Source organism: Microcystis sp. M53598_WE2, assembly GCF_030067735.1.
Lineage (GTDB): Bacteria > Cyanobacteriota > Cyanobacteriia > Cyanobacteriales > Microcystaceae > Microcystis > Microcystis aeruginosa.
In genome coordinates this window covers 1-5,725 of the sequence record NZ_JASJFE010000066.1, presented here as the reverse complement: position 1 = coordinate 5,725, position 5,725 = coordinate 1, and the positions used below count along the sequence as shown (strand labels likewise).

General features: G+C 44.0%; 5 protein-coding genes. 1 reads left to right on the top strand and 4 read right to left on the bottom strand.

From position 1 onward, the window contains the following. A partial coding sequence (locus PX636_RS01525) for a valine--tRNA ligase (RefSeq protein WP_288116009.1) occupies positions 1-1,862 on the bottom strand: 1,862 nt, incomplete at its 3' end. 332 nt (positions 1,863-2,194) lie between these two features. On the opposite strand from PX636_RS01525, the gene PX636_RS01520 reads away from it, so the two are divergent. Next, the gene (locus PX636_RS01520; protein ID WP_288116007.1) at positions 2,195-2,776 is read left to right on the top strand and encodes a Uma2 family endonuclease; all 582 of its coding nucleotides are present in this window, start codon (positions 2,195-2,197) and stop codon (positions 2,774-2,776) included. Positions 2,777-3,094: 318 nt separating this feature from the next. Here PX636_RS01520 and purN read toward each other — a convergent pair whose 3' ends face one another. The 3 genes from purN to pap form a co-directional block, all read right to left on the bottom strand. Next, positions 3,095-3,733 (bottom strand): phosphoribosylglycinamide formyltransferase, encoded by a 639-nt coding sequence (gene purN, locus PX636_RS01515; RefSeq protein ID WP_288116006.1) that lies wholly within the window; start codon positions 3,731-3,733, stop codon positions 3,095-3,097. Next, positions 3,730-4,014 (bottom strand): hypothetical protein, encoded by a 285-nt coding sequence (locus PX636_RS01510; RefSeq protein WP_002795695.1) that lies wholly within the window; start codon positions 4,012-4,014, stop codon positions 3,730-3,732. Before PX636_RS01510 ends, purN begins: the two co-directional genes overlap by 4 nt. Positions 4,015-4,130: 116 nt before the next feature. Beyond that, positions 4,131-5,624, bottom strand: coding sequence for a polyphosphate:AMP phosphotransferase (gene pap, locus PX636_RS01505; protein WP_002795696.1), 1,494 nt, complete (start codon positions 5,622-5,624; stop codon positions 4,131-4,133). Positions 5,625-5,725 lie beyond the last annotated feature (101 nt).

Genomic DNA, 5,725 nt, shown 5'->3' with positions numbered 1-5,725 from the left:
CCCAATTCTTCTGGGGTTTTTCCCTCCAGATTCATCATGACAAAACGGGAAGCATTCCAAATTTTATTGGCAAAATTTCGGGCAGCTTCTACGGATTCGGATTCATCGGTTTTACGGTTATATTGCAGACTGATATCCTGTCCTGCTCCTGCCACTTCTCGAATTAAGGTATATCGTAAAGCATCGGTTCCATATTTATCAATTAAAATTAGGGGATCGATGCCGTTATTGGCCGATTTAGACATCTTTTTGCCGTTTTCATCCCTAACTAAACCGTGAATATAGACATCTTTAAAGGGCATTTGTCGCGTAAAATAGCCCGCCATCATCGTCATTCTGGCCACCCAGAAAAAGATAATATCAAAACCGGTGACGAGGGTTGTGGTGGGATAATAGGTATCTAGATCAAGGGTTTTTTCTGGCCATCCCATAGTCGAAAATGGCCACAATCCCGAGGAAAACCAAGTATCTAAAACATCGGGGTCTTGTTGAATAATTATATCCTCTCCATACTCTTGTTTGGCCTTGGCTAAAGCGGAGGTTTCATCCTGAGCAACGACGAAGGGAGTATGATTAGTAATTTCGTTATTAGTTTCACTGATAATATACCAAGCGGGAATTTGATGACCCCACCACAGTTGTCGAGAAATACACCAATCTTTTAGTTTAACTAACCAATCGCGATAAACTTTTGTCCATCTTTCTGGCACAAAACGGGGCGAGTTTTCCTGATCTAAACAGGTTAAAGCTTTTGTGGCCAAAGGTTCGATTTTAACGAACCATTGGGTAGATAAAAGGGGTTCCACGGGAACTTTACCTCGATCGCTATAGGGGACGCTATGGCGATAGGCTTCAATTTTAACTAAAAAGCCGTCTTCATCGAGTTTTTTAACGACATTTTTGCGGGCAACAAAACGATCTTGACCTACGAATATTCCGGCATTTTCGTTTAAACTGCCGTCTAAATTCATGATATTAATAAAGGCTAAATTATGGCGTTTACCCATCTCAAAATCCTTGGGATCGTGGGCCGGCGTAACTTTGACGCAACCGGTACCGAATTCGGGATCCACCAATTCATCGGCAATAATGGGGATTTCTCGCCCCATTATCGGTAAAGTGACGGTTTTGCCGATTAAATGGCGATAACGAGGGTCTTGCGGGTTGACAGCTACACCAGTATCACCGAGCATGGTTTCGGGCCTTGTGGTGGCTACTTGAAGATAACCGCTACCATCGCTAAGAGGATAGCGAAAATACCAGAGATTTCCCTCAATGTCCTTGTTTTCTACCTCTAAATCGGAAACCGCCGACCGGGATTCGGGACACCAGTTGACTAAGTATTGACCGCGATAGATTAATCCGTCCTCATAGAGTTTGATAAAAGCAGTACGGACAGCATGGGAAAGTCCCTCATCCATAGTGAAACGTTCCCGCGTCCAATCCACGGATACCCCCAAGCGTCGCAGTTGATTAACAATGGTACTACCGGACTCCTCTTTCCATTGCCAAGCGCGTTCGAGGAATTTTTCCCTTCCTAGTTGGTAACGGTCGGTTTTTTCGGCTTTTAATTGGCGATCGAGTATAGCTTGTACTGCAATACTAGCGTGATCCGTACCTGGCAGCCAGAGGGTATTTTTGCCGGTCATGCGCTTGTAGCGAACAAGTGTATCAATCAAGGAACTCTCGAAGGCGTGACCCATGTGGAGACTACCAGTAACATTGGGAGGAGGGATAACTATACAGTAGGTTTCGCCGCCTTTTTCGGGATTTGCTGTAAATATTTCTTGATTTTCCCAATATTGCTGCCATTTCGTTTCTGTGATCTTGGGATCGTATTGCTTCGATAGTTCCGAGGTCATGATGGGGGGATTCTACAATTCTTAGTTCTTTGTCAATTGTCCCACATTTGGGAGAGATCAAATTCCTGTTTAGTTGCCGGCTAAAAATTTTCAAGAGTCCTATTAAAATAGCTGTTAAGTAGTCGTGCAAAATAAATTTCCTAGTGAAGAAAGGCAAGAGGCAAGAGGCAAGAGGCAAGGGGCGGGAGATTCAGCTAATCTAAGGATAAGCGGTTAAAATGCGTCTTAGCTTATCTTTTGTTCGGCTAAACATAGCTAATTTATGGTAATTCTTTTGCATCTCACCAGTATAATAATTGCTATAATCAATTGAGGGAGCCAATCAATAAATTATGACGATAGCAACAGATAAAAGTACCTATAGCTTTGCCGAATATTTACAACTAGAGGAAACGGCAGCCTATAAAAATGAGTATCAAGACGGGGAAATCGTACCGATGACAGGAGGCACTACCGATCATAATAAAATTGCTCTCAATTTTGCCGCTTATTTAAAATTTGCCCTCAAAGGACAGAAATATAATATTTTTATCGGTGATGTGAAATTATGGATAGCGCAATATCGTCAGGCAACCTATCCCGATGTGATGCTAATTGAGGGAGAACCGATTTATTATGAAACTGGCAAGACAACTATTACCAATCCCAGATTAATAGTAGAAGTCCTCTCAAAATCAACTCAAAATTATGACCAGGGCGATAAATTTCTCTATTATCGTTCGCTGCCGGAATTTCAAGAATATATTCTCATTAGTCAAAGTCGTCCATATATCATGCAGTATAACAAAACTGAAGAAAATAAATGGCTATTAACGGAATACGAGGGCGAAAATGCCAGTTTATCTTTAACTTCTGTCAATTTTGATCTCAGTTTTCAGGAAATTTATGAAGGAGTGATAAGTAGCTGGTTATAATTAAGTAGTCGTGCAAAATTAATTTCCTAGTGAAGATAGGCAAGAGGCAAGAGGCAAGAGGCAAGAGGTGTTTAGATATGTGTAATTAATTTTGCTTAGGTACTTAAATTAAAAATGGATTTTAGGTTCGATCCCCCCTTAGTACTAGGGTTGATTCATAGTAGGGTTGATTCATAGTAGGGTTGATTCATGAATCAACCCTACCTTAATAAGGGTGGTGTCTGATAATTTTTAACGCCTACCTACTTATTTAACGATTTGCGTTGAATTTTCGTTTTTTTGCCGGTATTATCGCCAAGGAAGTCCAGAAATCTATCTCTACAGACCCAATTTCGCCGCTAAAGCGATCGCTACCGGGAAAATGCGATGTTCTTGCACTTGAATGCGTTCGTGGAGACTAGCCGCGGTATCATCGGGGAGAATGGGAACCACCGCTTGCATTAAAATTGGGCCACTATCTACCTCCGCGCGAGCGATATGCACAGTACATCCGGTCACTTTTACCCCCGCAGCTAAAGCTTGTTCCACGGCGCGCACACCCTTAAAACTGGGTAGTAAACTAGGATGGATATTGATCACGCGATCGGGAAAAGCATCTAGTAAAACCGGGGTGACAATTCGCATCCAGCCCGCCATAATTACCCATTTTACCCCGTATTCTTGGAAAGTTTCTACTATTGCCCGATCGAGTTCTTCTCTGGGTTTAAATTGACGATGATCGAGGAAAACCGCAGGGATATTGTAGTCATCGGCTCTTTCTTTTACCTTGGCATCGGGATTATTGTAGATGAGAACAGGAATTCGGGCATTTAGCTGTTTTTTTGCGATCGCTGCCGACAAAACAGCAAAATTGGAACCACTACCAGAAGCCATCACTCCTAAAGAGAGGGTTTCCTCTAGGGGAATATCGGCCAAACTGAGATCGGGAGAAATTAAACTGGGGGAAATTGTCATCATATTTTATAAGCGAGTTCGAGTGCATTGCAAAAGCTATTGAGGCGATTCAGCAAAGCATTATAGTAAGAATAAGCATCATCCCGTTCCTCTTGGAGATAGGCATACAAGGTTAGCTCTGGCTCTGCAGCTAGGTGATTTTTAGGGATATCGAAACCGACTTCGGTTAGGCGCGTCGCTGCGATCGCAACTAGCAACGCCCCAATGGTATTAGACTCACCATTGTGAAGATCCCTCAGTCCGGGTAAGATGATCTCGGCCCCCGGCAACTCATTGAGATTCATGATTGTTTCTCCTCTGGTGGATATTGAAAACGTTCAATGAAGTTCTCGACTCTGCTTCTCAGCAAATCAGGGTTAAGGGAGGGTGAATCGAAAAAATCCCCATACCCCTATCTACCCTATCCCCGTTGTTTCAAACCGGTTTCAATAGCGGCAATGACTGTTTCTATGACTTTAACGCGGGCGAAATACTTATCATTTGCCGCTACAATCGTCCAGGGGGCGACGGGGGTGCTAGTACGGGCTACCATGTGATTAACTGCCACATGGTAGAGGGGCTGTTTTTCTCGATTGCGCCAATCTTCATCGGTGAGTTTATGTTGACGATAGGGGTTATTTTGGCGCTCGTTGAAGCGATTTAACTGTTCTTCGGGGCTAATATGTAACCAGAATTTGACTAAAACACAGCCTGAATGGGTTAATTGGGCCTCAAATTCGTTAATTTCTTGATATGCCCGTCGCCAATCCATATCTTTAGCGAATCCTTCCACTCTCTCCACCAAAATCCGTCCATACCAACTGCGATCAAATATACCGATAGTTTTGGCTGCGGGTAATTTGCGCCAGAAGCGCCAGAGATAATGATAGCGATGTTCTTCCTCCGTCGGGGCAGCAAAGGCAATCACTTGATAACTGCGAGGATCGAGGGTATCGGTTAAGCGTTTGATCGCACCTCCCTTGCCGGCGGCATCCCACCCTTCAAAGAGGACTAAAACGGGGATATTTGCCTGAAAAATCTTTAATTGCAGTTTTCTTAATTCTACCTGTGCCTCACGCAAACGGATTTTATAGTCTTCTTTTTCCAATTTGGCACTCAAGTCCACTCTCCCTAGATAATCGGGTTCCGTGGGCAGTAATTGCGCTTGGGGTGGTAGATTGACAGGGGGTTCGATCGGTAATTGGCGCTGATCCAAAGCTTGAGCGATCGTACCGACTAATTGGGAGAGAACTTTTACCCGGGCCCAACGTTGACAGTTGCCCTCCACCAATGTCCAAGGGGCGGCCCCCGTGCTAGTGTAGGTAATCATTTCCTCGGCTAAACTGGCATACTCATCATAACGTTTGGCCTGTTGCCAATCTTCCGGACGCACGCGCCAAGATTCTAGTTCATTTTCGGCGTATTCTTTGATGCGTGACTTTAATTCCTTTTGACTGAGGTGAATCCAGAATTTAGCGATTGCGACCCGATCATCAGATAATTGTCGCTCAAAGGTGTTGATATCGCGCATGACCAGGGGAATCTGGGAGGAGGGCAATTTGTTTAAGAGTCGATCCTCTAGTAGATGGGTGTACCAACTGTGATAAAAAATGCCGATACTGCCTTTTGCTGGCAGTTTTTGCCAAAATCGCCACAAAAACGGGTAACTTTCCTCTTGGGGGGAAGGGGTTAAAATTGGATGGACGGTAAAACCGCGAGGATCCATATAGTTAACCATTTTTTTGACTAAAGTTCCCTTCCCTGCCGCCGCCCAACCTTCCAAAACCACCACCACAGGTAATTTACATTCCCAACAGGACTTCTGTAGCGATCGCAGTTGTTCCATTAAATCTTTAATTTGTGATTGATAAGTTTCTTTGTCAAGGGAAAGAGATAGATCGAGGGGACTTAACATGATGGTCAACTAAGTAGGTAGGTGTTAAAAATTGTCAGATCCCCCCGCCTATCGGCACCCCCCTTATCAAGGGGGGCAGGGGGGATCGGCACCCCCCTTAT